We start from the raw sequence: 17824 nt of genomic DNA on the forward strand, positions 1-17824 counted from the left end.
CCTCGCGACGCCGGGGAACGTTCCACCGAGCACCCCCATCGTCCACCGCCGCCGCACGTGTCGCAGAACGCATCGGGTCGCTCCCGCAGTCGCGGACGCACAGCCGGATCACGACGTCGGAACGAGCTACCTGCCGTGGTTCCCGCCGGGTTCCGGGAGCCATCCTGTTGCGGTGAAGCAGGCAGCGCAGCGGCCGAACAGTTCCCGGTCGACCTCGGGGCGCGGTACGCCCGTTGCGGACAGCGCGGCGTCGGTGGCTGTGGGGTCGAAGGTCAGGCCGCCTTCCGAACCGGCGTCAGTCAGTTCTGCGGCCAGCGTGCCGAGGAGCGGGAACGCGGCGTTGTCGGGGTCCGCGCTGATCCGGTCCAGCCACGCCTGCGGGGAGACTTCCCGCAGGTGGTACCCCATGGTCCGCAGCCAGTCCAGCGTCGTCTCCAGGCGCAGCAGCCGGCCCCCGGCGAGGTGGAAGGTCCGGCCGGCGGTGTGCGGGAGCAGGGACAGCGCCACCACGGCGTCGGCGACGTAGTCGACGGGTGCCAGGTCGAAGGCGGTGTCCACGGGGGCGGGGGCGGCCTGGGCCTGGATACAGCCCTTGAGTATCAGCCACAGGTAGTCACCTGTCTGGCAGGCGCCGGTGCGGCTGTGGCCGGCGATACGGGTCGGCCGGTACATCGTGACGGGCAGTCCCCGCAGGCGAGCTTGTTCGACGAGTCCTTCGGCCACCCATTTGCTCTGGGTGTATCCGTGCTCCAGGGCCTCGGGCGGCCCGGTCGGGTGCTCCGGGCCGATGGGGTGCGAGGCCGTGCCCGCGTACACGCCCACGGTGGAGATGTGGTGGACCGGGACGGTGCGGTGGCGCGCGGCGAGCCGGAGGATCTCGCGGGTGCCGTCGACGGTCGCGGGCTTGAGCCGTCGGTAGGAGGAGACGAGGTTGACCGCTGCCCCCACGTGGTGCACCGCGTCCACGGTGTCGGCGAGATCGTCGAAGGCGTCCTCGGACAGGCCCAGCGACGGCCGGGCGAGATCGCCGTGCACCACGGTGACCCGATGAGCGCGGCGCTCGTCCCACAGCCCGTAGGTCTCCAGGGCGAGGCGCAACCGCTTCTCGGCGCTCTTCGGGTCGGTGCCGCGGACCAGGCAGTGCACGGTGGCGTCGGTGCGGTTCAGGAGGGCGTGGAGGGTGAAGGCGCCCAGGAAGCCGGTGGCTCCGGTGAGCAGGACATGCGCTGGGCCTTTCACCGCCGGGACCGTCTTCGGCGGCGCCAGGACCGTCGGCGGTTCCGACACCGTCTTCGGTGCCGGGACGATGTCCGTGGGGAGGTCGATCTCGGCGGGCAGGTCGAGCGTTCCTGCGGTGCCTTCCCCGTCGGCGAGGGCGGCCAGGGTGGCGACGGTCGCGGAGGCGGAGACCGCGCCGGGCGGGATCTGTACATCCAGTTCCTCGCGGATCCTGAGCACCAGCCGGGTGGCGAGCAGGGAGTGGCCGCCCAGGGCGAAGAAGTCGTCATGGACGCCGATGCGGGTGAGGCCGAGCAGTTCACCCCAGATACGGGCGATGCGGCGTTCGGTGGGGGTGGTGGGCGGGGTGCAGGGGGTGGGCGGCTGGGCGTCCGTCCGCTGGGGGCGGGGCAGGGCGGCGCGGTTCAGTTTCCCGCTGGGGGTGAGGGGGAAGCTCTCGAGTCTCAGTACGGTGGCCGGGACCATGTACTCGGGAAGGCGTTGGGCCAGTGCCTGTCGTATCGCGGCGGGGTGGGCGGCGGCCGTGTCGCCGGCGGCTGTGAGGTAGTGGGCGACCAGGCGGCGCCCGGTGGGGGTCTCCTCGGTGACCACGGCGGCGTCGGTCACCGAGGGCAGCGCCCGCAGGGCGGCCTCGACCTCGCCGGTCTCCACCCGGTGGCCGCGGATCTTGACCTGGTCGTCGCCGCGCCCCAGGAACTGAAGGCGGCCGTCGGCAAGATGACGGACGAGGTCGCCGGTGCGGTAGAGGCGGGTGCTGTCGCGCACGACGAATCTCTCGGTGGTCAGGTCGGGGCGGCCGAGGTAACCGTCGGCCAGTACGGGGCCGCTGACGCACAGTTCGCCCGTCGTGCCGGGCGGGACCGGGTGCAGTGTCCCGTCGAGGACGAGGACGCGTGCCCCTGTGATCGGGCGGCCGATGGGAGGCAGGTCCGGCCAGGTGGCCGGGTCTTTCGGGAGGCGTTCGGCGGTGACGATGTGGGTTTCGGTGGGGCCGTACTGGTTGTCCAGTACGGCCTCTGGCGCGTGGGAGCGGAAGAACTCCCGCAGGGCGGGGGTGGCGAAGAGCTGTTCGCCTGCCGTGGCCACTTCGCGAAGCCGCGGCAGGGTGCGGCGGGTGGCGCAGGTGTATTCGGCGAGTTGCTGGAGGGCGACGAACGGCAGGAAGAGCCGCTCGATCCGCTGGGCCGCGAGGAGGTCGAGGAGGCGGGCGGGGTCGCGGCGTGTCTCGTCGTCGGCGATGACCAGGGTTCCGCCGGTCGTCCAGGTGCTGAACAGTTCCTGGAAGGCCACGTCGAAGCTGAGCGGGGTGAGGTGCAGGGTGCGTGTGCCGGCGCCCGCGGCGGACCGGTCGCGCTGCCAGGCCAGCAGGTTGGCCAGTGCGCGGTGCGGCATGGCCACGCCCTTGGGCCGGCCGGTTGATCCGGAGGTGTAGATCAGGTAGCCGAGGTCGTCCGGGCCGGCGGTGGGCAGCGGGACGGCGGGGGCGGGCGGGAGGCCGTCGACCACGACGGGTTCGGCGCCGGCCAGGTCGGTCATGCCGGTCAGGTCGCGCTGGGTCAGCACGGTCCTGATCTTGCTGTCGGCGGCCATGAAGGCGATGCGGCCGGTGGGGTAGTCGGGGTCGAGCGGCAGGCAGGAGCCGCCTGCCTTGAGTACGCCCAGTACCGCGACGGCCAGTTCCGGTGAGCGGCGCAGGTGGATTCCGACCGGCTCTCCCGCGGCGCCCCGGGCCACAAGGTGGGCGGCGACGTTCGCGGCAGCCGCTTCCAGCTGGGCGTAGGTGAGCGTCCGGTCCCGGTGGACGACCGCGAGGGCGTCGGGAGTGCGCCGTGCCTGAGCGGTCACGGCCTCGTGGGCGAGCGGGCTGTCACCGGCGGGCGCCGGGCCGTGTGTCCACTGCTGGAGGAGGGCGTGCTCCTGGGGCGGGAGGATGTCCAGCTCGGCCAGTGGCCGGTCGGGGTGGGCGACGGCGGCGGTCAGCAGTGCCGTCAGACGTGCGGTGAGCCGCTCGGCCGTGACACGGTCGAAGAGGTCGGTGGAGAACTCCCAGTAGCCGTGGATGCCGCCCGCCCGGGGAACCATGTGGAGGAAGACGTCGTACTTCGCCGTGCCCCCGTGCACGTACAGCCGCTCGGCCGTGATGCCGGGCAGGTCCAGGGACGGGGCGGGAGAGTCGTCGAGACCGAGCACCACCTGGAAGAGCGGGAAGCGTCCGCTGGACCGTTCCACCTCCAGGTCGCGCACCAGGCGGGAGTAGGGAACGTCGCGGTGCCGGACGGCGTCCCACACCGCGGCCTTGGTCCGGGAGGTGAGTTCGGCGAAGGACGCGGCCGGGCTCAGGTTCCGGCGCAGCGGCATGACGTCGGTGAGGCAGGCCAGCATCGGCTCAAGGTTTTCGTCGTCCCGCCGGGAGACGGGAGTGCCGATGACCACGTCCTGCCTGCCCGACGACCGGGCCAGCAGCGCGCCCAGGGCGGTGGCCAGCACGGCGAAGGGGGTGGCGCGAGCCTGCCTGGCCAGTGCTCGTACACCGGTGACCAGGCCGGGTTCCAGGGTGAACTCCACGCGGTCGCCGCCGGCCCCGAGCACGGCGGGCCGCGGCCGGTCCGTGGGGAACGACGACTCCTGCGGTGCTCCGGCCAGCGCGTGGCGCCAGTACTCCAGGGAGGCCGGGGAGGGAGCGGGGCGTGCCTGGGCGTACGGGCCGAACTGTACGGGCAGTTCGGGCAGACCGGGGTCGGAGCCGTCCAGGGCGGCCCGGTAGAGGGCGCTGAACTCGGTGTCCAGCAGACTCCAGCACCATCCGTCGACGACGGCGTGGTGGACGGCCACCACCAGGACGGCGTCGCTGTCGCCCCCCTCGTGGGTGTCCAGCCGGAGCAGGGTGGCCCGCAGGAGCGGGGGCCGGTCCAGGGCCACCGGCCGGGTGGCGGCTCGGGTCAGTGCGGCCGGCAGGCGGCCAGGGGTGACGCGGCGGATCTCCAGTGCGACCGGGCCCGGCGGGAGCACCGTCTGGCGTGGCTGTCCGCCGACGAGGTGCAGGCGGCTGCGCAGGGCCTCGTGCCGCGCGACGATACCGTCCAGCGCGGCCTGCACGGCGGCGGGTACGACGGGAGCGCCGCGCAACCGGTACGTCCAGGACTCCAGGTAGCGGGAAGCGCCCTCCTGGAACTGGTCGTTCAGCCAGATCGACTCCTGCTCGCTGGACATCGGGTAGCTGGGGAGCGGGTGCGGCATGGCAGGCGGTCCTCGGTCAGAGCCGGGCGGACAGGGCGCGGCGGTCGAGCTTGCCGTTGTCCGTGGTGGGCAGGGACGCGCAGCGCCGGACGGTACGGGGCACCAGCGGGGCGGGGAGCACGGAGGCCAGGGCACGGCGCACGCCGGACGGCTGGGACGGATCGTCCCCGTCCTGTGAGGTGTAGAACAGCGCGAGGTGTTCGTATCCGCCCGCGGGCCCCGGGACCGGGACGACAGCCGCGTCCAGGACGCCGGGGACACGGCGCGCGGCCGACTCGACCTCGTCCGGTTCCACGCGGTGACCGGCGATCTTCACCTGCCGGTCGGTGCGGCCACGGAAGGACAGCGACCCGTCGGCGTCCAGGACTCCCATGTCGCCGGTCCGGTAGAGGCGTACCGGCGACCCGTCGAGGAACAGGGTGACGAAGGAGGCGGCGGTGGCCGCGTCGTCCCCCAGGTAGCCGAGAGCCAGACCGTCGCCGGCCAGGCAGATCTCACCCGGCTCGCCGGGTGCGGCCGGCCGGTCGCCGTCGAGGATGTGCACGGTCGTGCCCGGCACCGGCACACCGATGGGGATGCCCTCGGCGCGGGCCGGGTCGGCGGCGGTGACCCGGTGGGTGGTGGCGAACACACAGCTCTCCACCGGCCCGTAACCGTTGATCAGCACGGTGTCGGGGTAGCGGGCCAGGAAGCGGTCGGTGTGCGCGGGCGACATCCGTTCGCCACCGGTGAGCACCTGCCGGATCCCGGTGAAGCAGGGGCGGCCCGGGGCGTCCTCGTCCACGAAGAGGTTGAACAGGGACGAGGTCAGCCACACGGTGTCCACGCCGGCCGTCGCGACCAGATCGGCGAGCATGCCGGGGAGGAGGTAGTCGGAAGGGGCGATGGCGCAGGTGCCGCCGCTCGTCAGCGGGCCCCACAGCTCCAGGCTGAAGGCGTCCCAGGGGACCGGGGCCGCCTGCAGGACCACCCGTCCCGGGCCGAAGTCCGCGAACGGGACACCGTCGGGAGGGAAGAGCCGGGTGATCGCGCGGTGGGGCGACAGGACACCCTTGGGCACACCGGAGGTGCCGGAGGTGAAGAAGACCGCAGCCGGGCCGTCCGGTGCGACGGGCACATCCGGCGCGGCGACGCGCCGGGCCGCTGCCTCTCCCAGAGTCTCGACCGGCGGGGCCCACGCACGCGGCATGTCGTCGTCGGCCACCGTCAGGGGGGAACCCAGACGGGAGACGGCGTCGTTGATCCGCCGGGAGGGCCAGCGCCGGTCCAGGGCGGCGTACGAGGCGCCGCATCTGAGGACGGCCAGCAGCACCGCGACGAGCCGGGGCGAGCGGGCCAGCACAACCGGCACGACCGAGCCGGGGCGCACTCCGGCCCGGGCCAACTCCGCCGCGTAGGTGGTCGATGCGGCGTCGAGGGTGGCGTAGTCGACGCGTTCGTTCCCGCAGATCAGTGCGAGGGCGGAGGGGCGCAGGCGTGCCTGGTGAGTGACGGCCTCGTGGAGCAGGCGCCGGGCCGGGGGCACCCGCTGAGCGGCGGATGCCGGGTGGTGGCCGACGGGACCCGGATCGAGCCCGGCCGCGAAACCGGCGAGAGTCTCCGCCTCGAACAGGGCCTCGGGAGAGGCCTGTACACCCAGGTCCTTCGCGAGCCGGGCGCAGATCCGCATGGCCTGGATGGAGGTTCCGCCGTAGTCGTAGAAGTTGTCGGCCCCGTCGGCCCCGGGAACACCGAGAACCTCGGCGACGATCTTCAGCGCGGCTCGCGCCGTACGCGCGGACGAGGCGGACGGAGCCACGGGTACGGAGTCAAGAGGAGACGGACCGCCGGAGGGCGGAGGAGTCGAATGCGATAAATGCATGGCGGGGTTCTGGTCCTGGTTTCTCGGCTTATTTGGTTTCTCAGAGGGACGTAAGTGATGGTGGTTCCGGGGGCCGGCGCGCTCGTGAGTACGCTGACGGCCGCCCATGAGCGGACTGGCCACCTTCCGTCGTGCGGCAAGGTGAAGAATAGGCGGTCTTGACGAAAGTTGTCGATCAGGACCGCGGTGGGGATGACGTCTCGCATTTCCTGAGGAGTTCTCACCTATTGCGAGTTCTCCCTTACTTCGCGTTACCCACACCATGCCTCGGTGCTACTCACGGAATGCGACGATCACCTCTTCCCCGACGTGGTCGTCTCATCGGAAATCCGGAGAGCAACAGGCTTTGGGCGCGCTTGCGGGAGCGGTTGTGCTCCTTCTCCCAGTCACCTTCTTCCAGCAACAGCGGAGGACGCTCGATTCGGCCACCTGCCGCGGGGTCCCGTCGCCAGGCGGACGACGACGGGACGTGGTCGGCGGACAGTGAGCCGCCGTCCGCGTCGCACGGGTGTGGCCGTCGTCCGGCAGGGAGCCGCTGGGCTCGGGTTCGGGCCGCTGAGCGACGGACCGTGATCACCGCGGCGACCCCCCGGCGCCGGAGTGCTCGCGTCACGGGACGGGACGGTGGATGGGGCCGGAGCTGTGGGACAGGGGCAGGCCGGTGGCGTGGTGGGTGCGGGCGATGATCTCCGCGACGATGGAGACCGCGGTCTCCTCGGGCGTGCGGGCGCCGAGGTCGAGCCCGATGGGGGAGTGCAGCCGGGCGAACCGGTCCTCCGGCACACCGGCCTCCCGCAGCAGTTCCAGGCGACGGGCGTGGGTACGGCGGGAGCCCATGGCGCCCACGTAGCCGACGGGGAGGCCGAGGGCCAGGCGCAGCAGGGGGATGTCGAACCTGGCGTCGTGGGTGAGGACGCAGACCGCGGTGCGGGTGTCCACCTCGGTGGCGGCCAGGTGGCGGTGCGGCCAGTCGGTGATGACCTCGTGCGCGTGAGGGAAGCGGGTGGGGGTGGTGAACACGGGGCGGGCGTCGCACACGGTGACCCGGTGGCCGAGGAAGCGTCCGGCCCGGCTGAGGGCGGCGGCGAAGTCGACGGCGCCGAAGATCAGCATGCGGGGCGGCGGTGCGTGGGTGTGCACCAGGAGCGTCAGCTTCCCGGGGCAGGTGCCGGCGTCCCCGCCGACCTCGACGCGGGCCGTACGCCCGGCCCGGAGCAGCGCGTGGGCCTGGGCCGCCACCGCCCGGTCCTGCCGTTCGTCGCCCAGGGACCCGTCGTACGCGCCGCCGTCGCCGGAGACGGACAGGGTGCGGCCGAGGAGTTCTTCCGGGCCGTCGACGACCTGGGCCACGGCGACGGGCCGATCCGACACCACCTCGTCGAGGGCCGTGGTGAGGTGCTCCTCGACGGCGGGATCGACGCGCCGCACCAGCACTTCGAGTTCACCCCCGCAGGTGAGGCCCACGGCGAAGGCGTCCTCGTCGGAGTAGCCGAACCACGCCCGTACCACCGGAGGCTCGCCTGCTTCCAGTGTCCGCCGGCACAGTTCGTAGACGGCGCTCTCCACACAGCCCCCCGAGACGCTCCCGACCACGTTGCCCTCCGTGTCCACGGCCAGCGAGGTGCCGGCCGGCAGGGGTGCGCTGCCGCTGACCTGAACGACGGTGGCGAGGGCGAAGGGGCGCGCTTCGCGGCACCAGGAGTGCAGCGCGTCCTTGATGTTCAGCATGTCGGGTCTCCGCGGTGACGGCAGGCGGGCGAGCTGCCGCCGCGCCAGGGACAAGGGGACGCGGCGGCGGCACAGAGAGGCAGGGCAGGTGTGGTCGGCCGGCGGGCGGCCGTAGGACGGGTGCAGGACCCCACCGGTTCTGGGCCCGCGGCGGCCGGCGGGCGTGCCGGCCGCCCCGGGCTCAGAGCAGGGCTTCGATGGTGATGGGCAGTTCGCGGACGCGGCGGCCGGTGGCGTGGAAGACGGCGTTGGCGATGGCGGGTGCCACGCCGACGGCGACGACCTCGCCGAGACCCTTGACACCGATGGGGTCGGCATCGAGGTCCTCACCGTTGTCGAGGTAGACCGCCCGCAGGTGCGGGACGTCGGCGTTGACGGGGACGAGGTAGTCGGCCAGGCCGGCGTTGACGATCCGGCCGTCGCGATGGTCGGTGACCGTGTGCTCCAGCAGGGTCTGGCCGATGCCGCCGACCATGGCGCCCAGGGCCTGGCTCTCGGCGAGCCCGGGGCTGATGATGCGGCCCGCGTCGTAGACGCCGAGCATCCGCCGGACCCGCGCCAGGCCCAGGCGAACGTCGACGGCGACCTCGGCGAACGTCGCGCCGAAGGCGTACAGGGAGGATCGTCCGGAGCCCGACGGCGGAGCGAAGGAACCGAGCGTCTCGAGGTGGGTACGGTTGTTGCGGGTGAGGAGTCGCCGGTAGGTCTCTGCGCGCGCGTGGTCACCGCGTACCCGCAGCCGGCCGTGGACGACGACGACATCGTCGGCGCCGGCCCCGTACAGGGGCGAGTCCTCGTCCTCGATGGCCAGCTTGACGGCCTGTCGCCGCAGCTTGTCGCAGCCGTCCTGGACGGCGGAGCCGACACTGGCCATGGTCAGGGAACCCGAGTGGGGCGGGGACGCCGGCATGAGGGAGTCGCCGAGCCGGAAGGTCACGCTCCGCATGGTCAGGCCGAGGGCGTCCGCGGCGAGCTGGGTCATCGAGGTGTAGGTGCCGGGACCCATGTCACTGGACGCGGACTCGACCAGGGCCGTGCCGTCGGCATCCAGCCTGACCCGGGCCGAGGCCCCGAGCCGTACGGTGTGATAGCAGCCGACGGCCACGCCGGTGCCGATCAGCCGGTCGCCGTCGCGGGCGGAGCGCGGCGCGGGATCCCGCCGGTCCCAGCGGAACTCGTCGACGCCCACCCGGAGGCACTCGCGCAGCCGCCGGGTGGAGAACGGCAGCCCGTTGGAGGGGTCCTCCGCCGGTTCGTTGCGCAGCCGCAGCGCGATCGGGTCGATGCCCAGTTCGTGGGCGAGTTCGTCCAGGGCCGACTCGATGGCGAACGCGGCGGTCGCGTATCCGGGGCCGCGCATGAACGTCGGCGTGTTCACGTCCAGCGGCACGGTCCGGTACTTCTGGCTGACGTGGGGCGTCGCGTAGAGCATCTGCCCCGCGGACACCACGCCCTCCAGGAAGTGCTCGTACGTGGACGTCTCGGCCCTCATGTCGTGGGCCATCGCGGCCAGCCGCCCGCTCCGGTCGCTGCCCAGGCGCAGCGTGTACTCGTAGGCGGGCCTGAACCCCACCGCGTAGTACAACTGCCTGCGGGTCAGCACGAGTTTCACCGGGTGCCCGGTCTCGCGGGCGGCGAGGGCGGCGACGGTGGAGTGCGGCCAGACCCGCGCGGCGTTGCCGAACGCGCCGCCGACGAAGGGGGAGATGACGCGCACCGATTCCGGCGGGATGCCGAACACGGCGGCGAGTTCGCTCTGCGTCCCCTGCACCCACTGGGTCTTGTCCCAGACGGTGAGCTTGTCGCCGTCCCAGCGAGCGATGGTGGCGTGCGGCTCCATGGCGTTGTGGTGCGTGCGGCCGAGCCGGTAGGTGGGCTCCAGCCGCACCTCCGCGGAGGCCAGCGCCTCTTCCGGGCTGCCGCGCTCGTAGTTCTGCGGGGGCAGGGGGTCGTTGACCGGGAGACCGGGCGCCGTGAGGTCGGTCGAGGGCTTCTCCGCCCTGTACGAGATCCTCACCTGGCCCGCGGCGTGCTGCGCGGATTCCAGTGTCCGGGCCACGACCACGGCGACGGGCTGCCCGTAGAAGCGGACGCGGTCGTCCTGGAAGACGTGAAGCCGTTCGCCGACCGGTGGATCCATGAACGCCCCGGGATTGTCGCGGTACTCCAGCCTGGGCGCGTCGAGGTGACTGATCACCCTGAGAACGCCCGGCTGGGCCAGGGCGGTGCGGGTGTCGACGGCGGTGATGCGGCCGAGAGCGATGCCGCTGTCGACGATGACCGCGTGCACCGCGCCTGCGATGTCGTGGTCGGCGCTGTAGTCGGCCCTGCCGGTGACCTTCAGCCGCCCGTCCACCCGGGAGAGCGGCGCCCCGACGGCTACCTGTGGCTGGGGGCTCACCTGGTACCTCCTACGATGCGCAGCTGGCGTTCGATGGTGCGTCTGAGCAGCTCGGCCTTGAAGCGGTTGTGTTCCAGAGGGCGGGCTCCCCCGGCCGCCCGTTCGGCAGCCCTGGTCCACAGGGCGTTCGAGGGGCGTTCGCCGACGAGACGCCGCTCGACGGCGGGGAGTCTCCACGGGACGGTGCCGACGCCGCCGGCGGCGACCTTCGCCTCGCGGATTCTTCCGCCGCGGACGTGTAACGCGACGGCCGCGGAGGTGAGGGCGAACTCGTACGACTGCCGGTCACGAACCTTCAGATAGCCCGATCGGAGCGGACGCGGCCGGGCAGGAACGTCCACTGCTGTGATCAGTTCGCCCGGCCGGAGGGCCTGTTCGCGGCTGGGAGTGCTGCCGGGCCGGAGCAGGAAGTCGGCGACGCGCACGCTGCGCCGGTTCCCGTCCGGGTCCAGCAGCTCCACGGTCGCCTCCAGCGCCGTGAAGGCCACGGCGGCGTCGGAGGGGTGGGTGGCCACGCAGTGGTCGGAGGTGCCGAGGATGGCATGGGTGCGGTTGAAGCCGTTCCGTGCCGCGCATCCCGAGCCCGGGTCGCGCTTGTTGCAGGCGGCGGTCACGTCACGGAAGTACGTGCAGCGGGTGCGCTGCATGATGTTGCCGCCGATGGTGGCCATGTTCCGCAGCTGCGGGGAGGCGCTGAGCTCCAGTGCCTGCGAGATGACGGGGTAGGCTGCGCGCACCTCGGAGTGGGCGGCGGCCTCGGCCATCCGTACCAGGGCGCCGATGCGCAGGCTCCCGCGTTCGGTGACGGTGATCTCGCGCAGCGGCAGGTCGCTGATGCCGACCAGGGCGCGGGGGCGTTCGACGGTCTCGCGCATCAGGTCGACCAGGGTGGTGCCGCCGGCGATGTACCGGCCGCCACGCCGCCCGGCGGCCAGCGCACCTCGGACGTCGGAGACCTGGGTGTAGGAGAAGGGGTGCATGGTGGCCGGTCCTCATTTCCCGTGCGCGGCCTGGTCGACCGCCTTGACGATCTTGACGTAGCAGCCGCAGCGGCAGATGTTGCCGCTCATCCACTCCCGGATCTCCTCCGCGGAGCCGGTGTGGCCTTCCTGGATGCAACCGATGCCGGACATGATCTGGCCAGGGGTGCAGAAGCCGCACTGGAGGGCGTCCTGCTGGAGGAACGCACTCTGCAGCGGATGCAGTCTGTCGTCCTCACCCGGGGCCAGGCCCTCGATCGTGGTGACCTCGGCACCTTCCAGGCGTATCGCCAACGTGAGACATGAGGTGACGCGGAGTCCGTCGACCAGCACCGTGCACGCCCCGCAGGCACCGGCGTCGCAGCCCTTCTTGGAACCGGTCAGACCGAGATGCTCGCGCAGCAGGTCCAGCAGCGACGTCCGGCTGTCGACCGTGACGGTGTGCCGCTCGCCGTTGACGGTCAGTGCGAGGCGGCCGCTCGGTGGCCCGCCGGCGGCAGCCGGTCCGGCGCCGACTGCGGGCGTGCCCGCGGCCAGGCCACCGGCGACGACGGCACCGCCGACCGCGGTGGTCGTCGCGATGAACGTGCGCCGGGACGGCGCCGGCGGAGGCTCGACGGCCGGAGGATCGGCCGGCTCGACGGGTTCGGTGGACATGTGGATCCCTTCGACTCTGCGCTTGATTGACGGAGCGTCGTACCCGTCGGTGCGTCCGGGGGCCAGGCCGGTGGAGTCACCTCGCCCCGGCGGTGAGCCGGCCGACGAACCGGATGGTCTGGCGTCGGGTGGTCAGGCGGCGGGAGAGGGCGGCGGCCACCCGGTTCATGCGTCCCGCGATGACGCTGGGGGGCGGGTTCCTGCTGTCCAGGGCGGCGAGTGCGGTGCGGACGACGTCGACGGGCGAGGCGAGCTTGCTCCCTCCGGCGGCCTGCATGGTGCCCACGACATCGAAGAACTCGGTCCGGGTGGCGCCGGGGGACAGGGCGAGCACCCGCAGTCCGGTGCCGCGTGACTCCTCCCAGAGCGCTTCGGTGAAACTCAGCACGAACGCCTTGGTCGCCCCGTAGAGCGCCATGCGCGGGTTGGGCTGGTAGGCGGCCATGCTCGCCACGTTGACCAGCACTCCGCGCCCTTCCGTGCGCAGTTGCTCGATGAAGGCGCGGCTGATGTCGGCCACGGCCGTCACGTCCACGGCGATCTCCTGGCGCGCCCGTGCCGGATCCGCCTGGTGGAAGGGGCCGAAAGTGGCGAACCCGGCGTTGTTGATCACGCTGGTGACGTGCAGGCCGAGCCGCTCCGTCTCCGCGGCCAGCGCCTGTCCGGGGCTGTCCGTGGCCAGGTCCGTCTCCATGACGTGGACCTGGACCTCGTGGTGTGCGCGGAGTTCGGCGGCCAGTTCCTCCAGGCGTTGCCTGCGGCGGGCGACCAGTACCAGGTCGGAGCCGCGAGAGGCGAGCTGACGGGCGAACTCGGCGCCGAGGCCGGCGCTGGCGCCGGTGATCAGTGTGGTCTGTCCGCGGTAGTCGACGGCTGTCATGGAATGCCTCTTTCTCAGTCACTGCCTTCCTGGCAGTTAATGCCATGTAGGCGGTCCCTGTCCAGAGATAGCCTGATGTCCATGACGACTTTGTGGGACCGCTCGCGACAGGTGGCCGTCCAGGCGATCCTGGACACGGCGGTTCGCCTGTTCGCCGAGCAGGGCTACGAGCAGACGACGATCGCGCAGATCGCCCGGGAGGCGGGGATCTCGCAGCGCTCCCTGTTCCGCTACTTCGGCACCAAGGAGGACCTGGTCTGCGGGGACCAGGACGCGCTGGGCGAAATGCTGAAGCAGATCGTCGAGCAGCAGCCGGCCGGGATGTCCGCCTGGGACGCCCTGCGCACCGGCTTCGAGGTCCTCCTGACCGCCAACCACACTCCCGACCGGGCGTTGGAACTCTCCCGTCTCATCTTCGAGACACCCTCGCTGCACGCCCGCTACATCGAGAAGCGCCTGCGCTGGCAGGCCGCACTCGTCCCGGTCATCCAGGCGCGGCTGGGCGCCGCCCCCGGTCCGGCCCCCGATCCGCGTGCCAAGGCGATCATCGCGACGGTCTTCGCCTGCGCGGACACGGCGACCGAGCTGTGGGTCGGCCACGACGGACGACTCGACCTGGCGGACCTCTACGACCAGTGCCTCGCGGCGGTGCGGGGATCCGGCTGAGGCGGCGTTCGGGCCGGCACGGCGAAGGCCTCTTCCCGCACGGATTCCTGTACGGAGCGCAGAGCGCGAGCGACGGGTGCGTCCGCATCGACGGGACCTGGAAGGTCAGCGAGGACGCAACGGCAAGGGTTCCGGGGCCTGCGTGACGGCCCGCGTGACGACCCGCGCGAGGGCCTGCCCCGGCGTCCCGGCCCCGACCCGCTCCCTCGGCCTGGCGACCCGGGCCACCGGTTCGCCCGTCGCGGGGTTCTCCACGGGGAACGTGGCGCCGCCGGCTGCGGGCAGCCTCGAAGGAGGAAGAGCAAGAGGTGCGGCCCGGGCCGCCGCTGCCCGGAGGAGTGTGCGGCGGCGGCCCGGGGCGAGGGGTCAGCCCGCTGCCAGCGCGGTGTTGATCGCGTCGGCCATCGGGGTGCTGGAAGCCGGGTTCTGGCCGGTGATGAGGTTGCCGTCCTGGAGGGTGAATGCCTGGTAGGGGTCACCCTGCTCGTGCCGGGCGCCCATCTCGCGCAGACGGCTCGCCAGCAGCCACGGAGCGTTGTCGGCGGTGCCGAACAGGCGCTCCTCCTCGTCGGTGAACGCGGCCATCCGCCGGCCGGAGAAGATCCACGTGCCCTGCTCGTCGACCGCGGACAGCAACGCGGCCGGACCGTGGCAGACCGCGCCGACGATCGTGCCGGCGCGATCGGCCTCGATCAGCAGCCGGCCCAGGTTCGCGTCCTGGAAGAGGTCGACCACGGGGCCGTGCCCGCCCGGCAGCACCACGGCGTCGTAGTCGGAGACCGAGACCTCCTCCAGCTTCAGCAGCGGCCCGAAGTCGCTGAGCGCCTTCTGGGCGTGGGCCACGTGCCGGGCACAGTCCTCACCGGCGATCGCCGGGTCGGCGCTGTGCTTGTCCAGCGGCTGCGGCACACCCCCGGGGGAGGCGAAGTCGACGGTGTGGCCGGCGCGGACGAAAGCCTCGTGCGGCGCAGCGAGCTCCTCCGCCCAGTAGCCCGTCGGGTACTGCGAGCCGTCGGTGCGCTCCCACACGGCGGCTGCGGACATGACGATCAGAATGCGACTCATGACTTCAATTCCTCGGCTTCTCGTTCTCGCGGTCAGCCGGTCACCTGCGGGACCGGGGCTGCCGGATCGGCTGATCCGGCAGCCCTTCCACCGTCACCCGCCCCGGCCGCCTGCGGGCGGCCATCTTCGACCCTGACCTGCCTCGGTCCGCCCTGCCCAGGACTGACAGTCCTTGTCGAGACGGCCGCGACCGCAGCGCGTCGGGCCACACTGGAGTACATGGCCGCCTCGAACCGCGAACTCGCCGATTTCCTCCGACGGGCCCGTGCCCAGTGCGACCCGGCGCGCGCAGGACTGCCGCCGGACAGCCGCGTACGCCGCGTACCCGGCCTGCGACGCGAGGAGGTGGCACGACTGGCCGGAGTCTCCGCCGACTACTACGCCCGTCTCGAGCAGGGACGCCACATCACCCCCTCACCCGCGGTGGTCGAAGCACTGGCCCAGGCACTGGAGCTCGACGCCGCCGGCCGTGCGCACCTCGACGACCTCATCGGCACCACCACCGCGGTTCCCCGACGCCGGCGTCCGTCAACCGTCCAACGCCTGCGCTCCGGCCTCCGCCAGCTGCTGGACTCCATGGAGGGCACCCCCGCCCTGGTCCTGGGGCGCCGAACGGACGTCCTGGGCATCAACCGGACAGCCAAGGCGCTGTTCACCGACTTCGACGCCCTGCCGCCGGCTCGACGCAACTACACACGGTGGCTCCTCCTCGACCCGGAGGCCCGCACCCTCTTCGTCGACTGGGACATGCAAGCCCGCGCAGCCGTGGAGAACCTCCGCCTCGACGTCGGCCGTGCCCCCGACGACCAACCGACCCAGGACCTCGTCACCGAGCTGAGGGAGAACAGCGCGGAGTTCGCCCGCTGGTGGCAGCAGCACCGCGTCCACCAGCGCACCCACGGATCCAAGCGACTGCTCCACCCGCTCGTCGGTGAGGTCACCGTGCAGTACGAAACCTTCGCCCTTCCCGGAGACACCGACGCAGCTGTCTTCCTCTACAGCACCGAAGCGGGCTCCCCGTCCCGTCACGCACTCGACCTCCTCACCTCCTGGACGCTCACCCCCACCGTTCCTCGCAGCGAGTCCTGAACTCCGTGAGCCCCGGCCACCCCCGGTACGGTGCCGGTCTGCCTGTTCCCTCCAAGCGATCCGTCCCCAGGTGAGGGCTCGCTGCCGTCACGGCCCGTCCACAGGTGATCGAATGTTTCGGTCCTTGTTCACGGGATTGCGTTCAGCGCTTCCCGGATCACTTCCCTTCCTGCGGGCTCTTCAGCTCAGCATGAGCCTTGACCTGGGAAGATGCCGTGGCGGCGGAGTCCTCCCGTGAAGGGCAAGTTTCCGAAAGATTGCCGAAACTGTTGACAGGCTCATGGCGCTGTACGAAAACTGTGGCCACCGAACGACAGGTGGCCCCCGTTCCCCTCGCGTCACACGACCGGGGCGGTGGTCGTCGTTGAGGCACAACGACGGGTGATTCCCGCCGTGTTCCATGCAAGGCCGCGGGTGGCAGAAGCCGCCCGGCCCCCACCGCCTTCATCGGGAGGACGCATGAACCAGGACGGCACGCAGCACGACCGGACGCAGCAGAACCCCGCTCCCTTCGACGGCTTGAGCCGACGCGGCTTCCTCGTCGGCGCCGGTGCGGGCGCCGCCGCGCTCGCCACCGCGAGCGGGCTGCTGTTGCCCGGCACCGCCCACGCCGCCACGACCATCACCACCAACCAGACCGGCACCGACGGCATGTACTACTCGTTCTGGACCGACGGCGGCGGCTCCGTCTCCATGACGCTCAACGGCGGCGGCAGCTACAGCACTCAGTGGACCAACTGCGGCAACTTCGTCGCCGGCAAGGGCTGGAGCACCGGCGGACGCAGGACGGTCCGCTACAACGGCTACTTCAACCCGTCGGGCAACGGCTACGGCTGCCTCTACGGCTGGACCTCGAACCCACTGGTGGAGTACTACATCGTCGACAACTGGGGAAGCTACCGGCCCACCGGCGAGCACAGGGGCACCGTCTCCAGCGACGGCGGCACGTACGACCTCTACAAGACGACGCGGCACAACGCCCCCTCCGTCGAGGGCACGCGCACCTTCGACCAGTACTGGAGCGTCCGGCAGTCGAAGGTGATCGGCTCCGGCACCATCACCACCGGCAACCACTTCGACGCCTGGGCGCGCGCGGGCATGAACCTGGGCCAGTTCAGGTACTACATGATCATGGCCACCGAGGGTTTCCAGAGCAGCGGAAGCTCGAACATCACGGTCAGCGGCTGAACTCCGGCCGAGGGACGACCGGCTGCGGGCCCCGTCCGTGCGACGGGAACCCGCGGCCGTGACCGTCGTGGAGCACCCGGCCACGCGACCCCGGCCGCGTCATGTGTTCTCTCCGGTGCTGTCGTGCTTTCCGGCGCCCGGGCGGTCGTCGCGGTGGCGGCTGCCGGGAAGCATCTCCTGGACCTTGGCCTTGAGGCCCTGTTTGACCATGGAGCCGCGGTCGCTGTCGCCCTTGAGGATGGCGGTGGCCGCCGCCTCGATCTGGTCCAGCGAGGCGTGCGGCGGGATCGGCGGGACGGCGGGGTCGGTGCGGAAGTCGATGACGAACGGCCGGTCGGCGGCGAGGGCCCGGTCCCAGGCGGCCTCGACCTGCTTGGGCTTCTCCACCCGTACGCCGTCCAGGCCCATGCGCTGTGCGAACTCCGCGTANCGGCGGGACGGCGGGGTCGGTGCGGAAGTCGATGACGAACGGCCGGTCGGCGGCGAGGGCCCGGTCCCAGGCGGCCTCGACCTGCTTGGGCTTCTCCACCCGTACGCCGTCCAGGCCCATGCGCTGTGCGAACTCCGCGTAGGGCAGGTCGGGAAGGTGCTGGGACTCCTCGAACTGCGGGGCGCCGGACATGGCGCGCATCTCCCAGGTGACCTGGTTGAGGTCGCCGTTGTTCAGCACCGCGACGACGAGCCGCGGGTCGGACCACTCGTGGTAGTACTTCGCGGCCGTGACCAGCTCCATCATGCCGTTCATCTGCATGGCACCGTCGCCGACCAGGGCGATGGCGGGCCGGCCGGGGTGGGCGAACTTCGCGCCGATCGCGTACGGCACGCCGGGGCCC

Annotated in this window: 11 protein-coding genes and 2 pseudogenes; 3 read left to right on the forward strand and 10 right to left on the reverse strand. The window is 71.9% G+C overall.

Annotated elements, in window-relative coordinates; translation table 11 throughout:
• Positions 1–126: 126 nt before the first annotated feature.
• From HTV45_RS31585 to HTV45_RS31615, 7 genes are all read right to left on the reverse strand, one after another.
• Complete coding sequence (locus tag HTV45_RS31585; RefSeq protein ID WP_215209327.1) at positions 127–4476, reverse strand: amino acid adenylation domain-containing protein; 4350 nt, start codon at positions 4474–4476, stop codon at positions 127–129.
• Between the two features lie 16 nt (positions 4477–4492).
• Positions 4493–6274 (reverse strand): amino acid adenylation domain-containing protein, encoded by a 1782-nt coding sequence (locus HTV45_RS31590; protein ID WP_308309800.1) that lies wholly within the window; start codon positions 6272–6274, stop codon positions 4493–4495.
• A 672-nt stretch (positions 6275–6946) separates the two neighbouring features.
• Positions 6947–8065 (reverse strand): XdhC family protein, encoded by a 1119-nt coding sequence (locus tag HTV45_RS31595; protein ID WP_215209328.1) that lies wholly within the window; start codon positions 8063–8065, stop codon positions 6947–6949.
• 181 nt (positions 8066–8246) lie between these two features.
• A complete protein-coding gene (locus HTV45_RS31600; RefSeq protein ID WP_215209329.1) occupies positions 8247–10466 on the reverse strand; it encodes a xanthine dehydrogenase family protein molybdopterin-binding subunit in 2220 nt (739 codons plus the stop codon).
• The gene (locus HTV45_RS31605) at positions 10463–11446 is read right to left on the reverse strand and encodes a xanthine dehydrogenase family protein subunit M (RefSeq protein ID WP_215209330.1); all 984 of its coding nucleotides are present in this window, start codon (positions 11444–11446) and stop codon (positions 10463–10465) included. Before HTV45_RS31605 ends, HTV45_RS31600 begins: the two co-directional genes overlap by 4 nt.
• A 12-nt stretch (positions 11447–11458) precedes the next feature.
• Complete coding sequence (locus HTV45_RS31610; protein WP_215209331.1) at positions 11459–12103, reverse strand: (2Fe-2S)-binding protein; 645 nt, start codon at positions 12101–12103, stop codon at positions 11459–11461.
• 76 nt (positions 12104–12179) lie between these two features.
• The gene (locus HTV45_RS31615; protein WP_215209332.1) at positions 12180–12983 is read right to left on the reverse strand and encodes an SDR family oxidoreductase; all 804 of its coding nucleotides are present in this window, start codon (positions 12981–12983) and stop codon (positions 12180–12182) included.
• 81 nt (positions 12984–13064) lie between these two features.
• Between HTV45_RS31615 and HTV45_RS31620 the strand changes: the two genes are divergently transcribed.
• Positions 13065–13649 carry a TetR/AcrR family transcriptional regulator gene (locus HTV45_RS31620; RefSeq protein WP_215209333.1) on the forward strand — a complete coding sequence of 195 codons (585 nt, stop codon included), beginning with the start codon at positions 13065–13067 and terminating at the stop codon, positions 13647–13649.
• Between the two features lie 366 nt (positions 13650–14015).
• On the opposite strand, the gene HTV45_RS31625 is transcribed toward HTV45_RS31620, so the two are convergent.
• Positions 14016–14714, reverse strand: coding sequence for a type 1 glutamine amidotransferase domain-containing protein (locus HTV45_RS31625; protein WP_215209334.1), 699 nt, complete (start codon positions 14712–14714; stop codon positions 14016–14018).
• Positions 14715–14933: 219 nt separating this feature from the next.
• Between HTV45_RS31625 and HTV45_RS31630 the strand changes: the two genes are divergently transcribed.
• Together HTV45_RS31630 and HTV45_RS31635 are read left to right on the forward strand one after the other, a co-directional pair.
• The gene (locus HTV45_RS31630; RefSeq protein WP_215209335.1) at positions 14934–15803 is read left to right on the forward strand and encodes a helix-turn-helix transcriptional regulator; all 870 of its coding nucleotides are present in this window, start codon (positions 14934–14936) and stop codon (positions 15801–15803) included.
• A 459-nt stretch (positions 15804–16262) separates the two neighbouring features.
• Positions 16263–16991: a glycoside hydrolase family 11 protein gene (locus HTV45_RS31635; RefSeq protein ID WP_251693229.1), complete on the forward strand. Its 729-nt coding sequence runs from the start codon at positions 16263–16265 to the stop codon at positions 16989–16991.
• 99 nt (positions 16992–17090) lie between these two features.
• Here the strand turns inward: HTV45_RS31635 and HTV45_RS31640 are convergent.
• Together HTV45_RS31640 and HTV45_RS31645 are read right to left on the reverse strand one after the other, a co-directional pair.
• Positions 17091–17402: pseudogene (locus HTV45_RS31640) on the reverse strand (thiamine pyrophosphate-requiring protein); the annotation flags it as partial.
• A 19-nt stretch (positions 17403–17421) separates the two neighbouring features.
• A pseudogene (locus tag HTV45_RS31645) lies at positions 17422–17824 on the reverse strand (thiamine pyrophosphate-dependent enzyme); the annotation flags it as partial.

This window comes from Streptomyces sp. CHD11 (genome assembly GCF_018638295.1).
Lineage (GTDB): Bacteria > Actinomycetota > Actinomycetes > Streptomycetales > Streptomycetaceae > Streptomyces.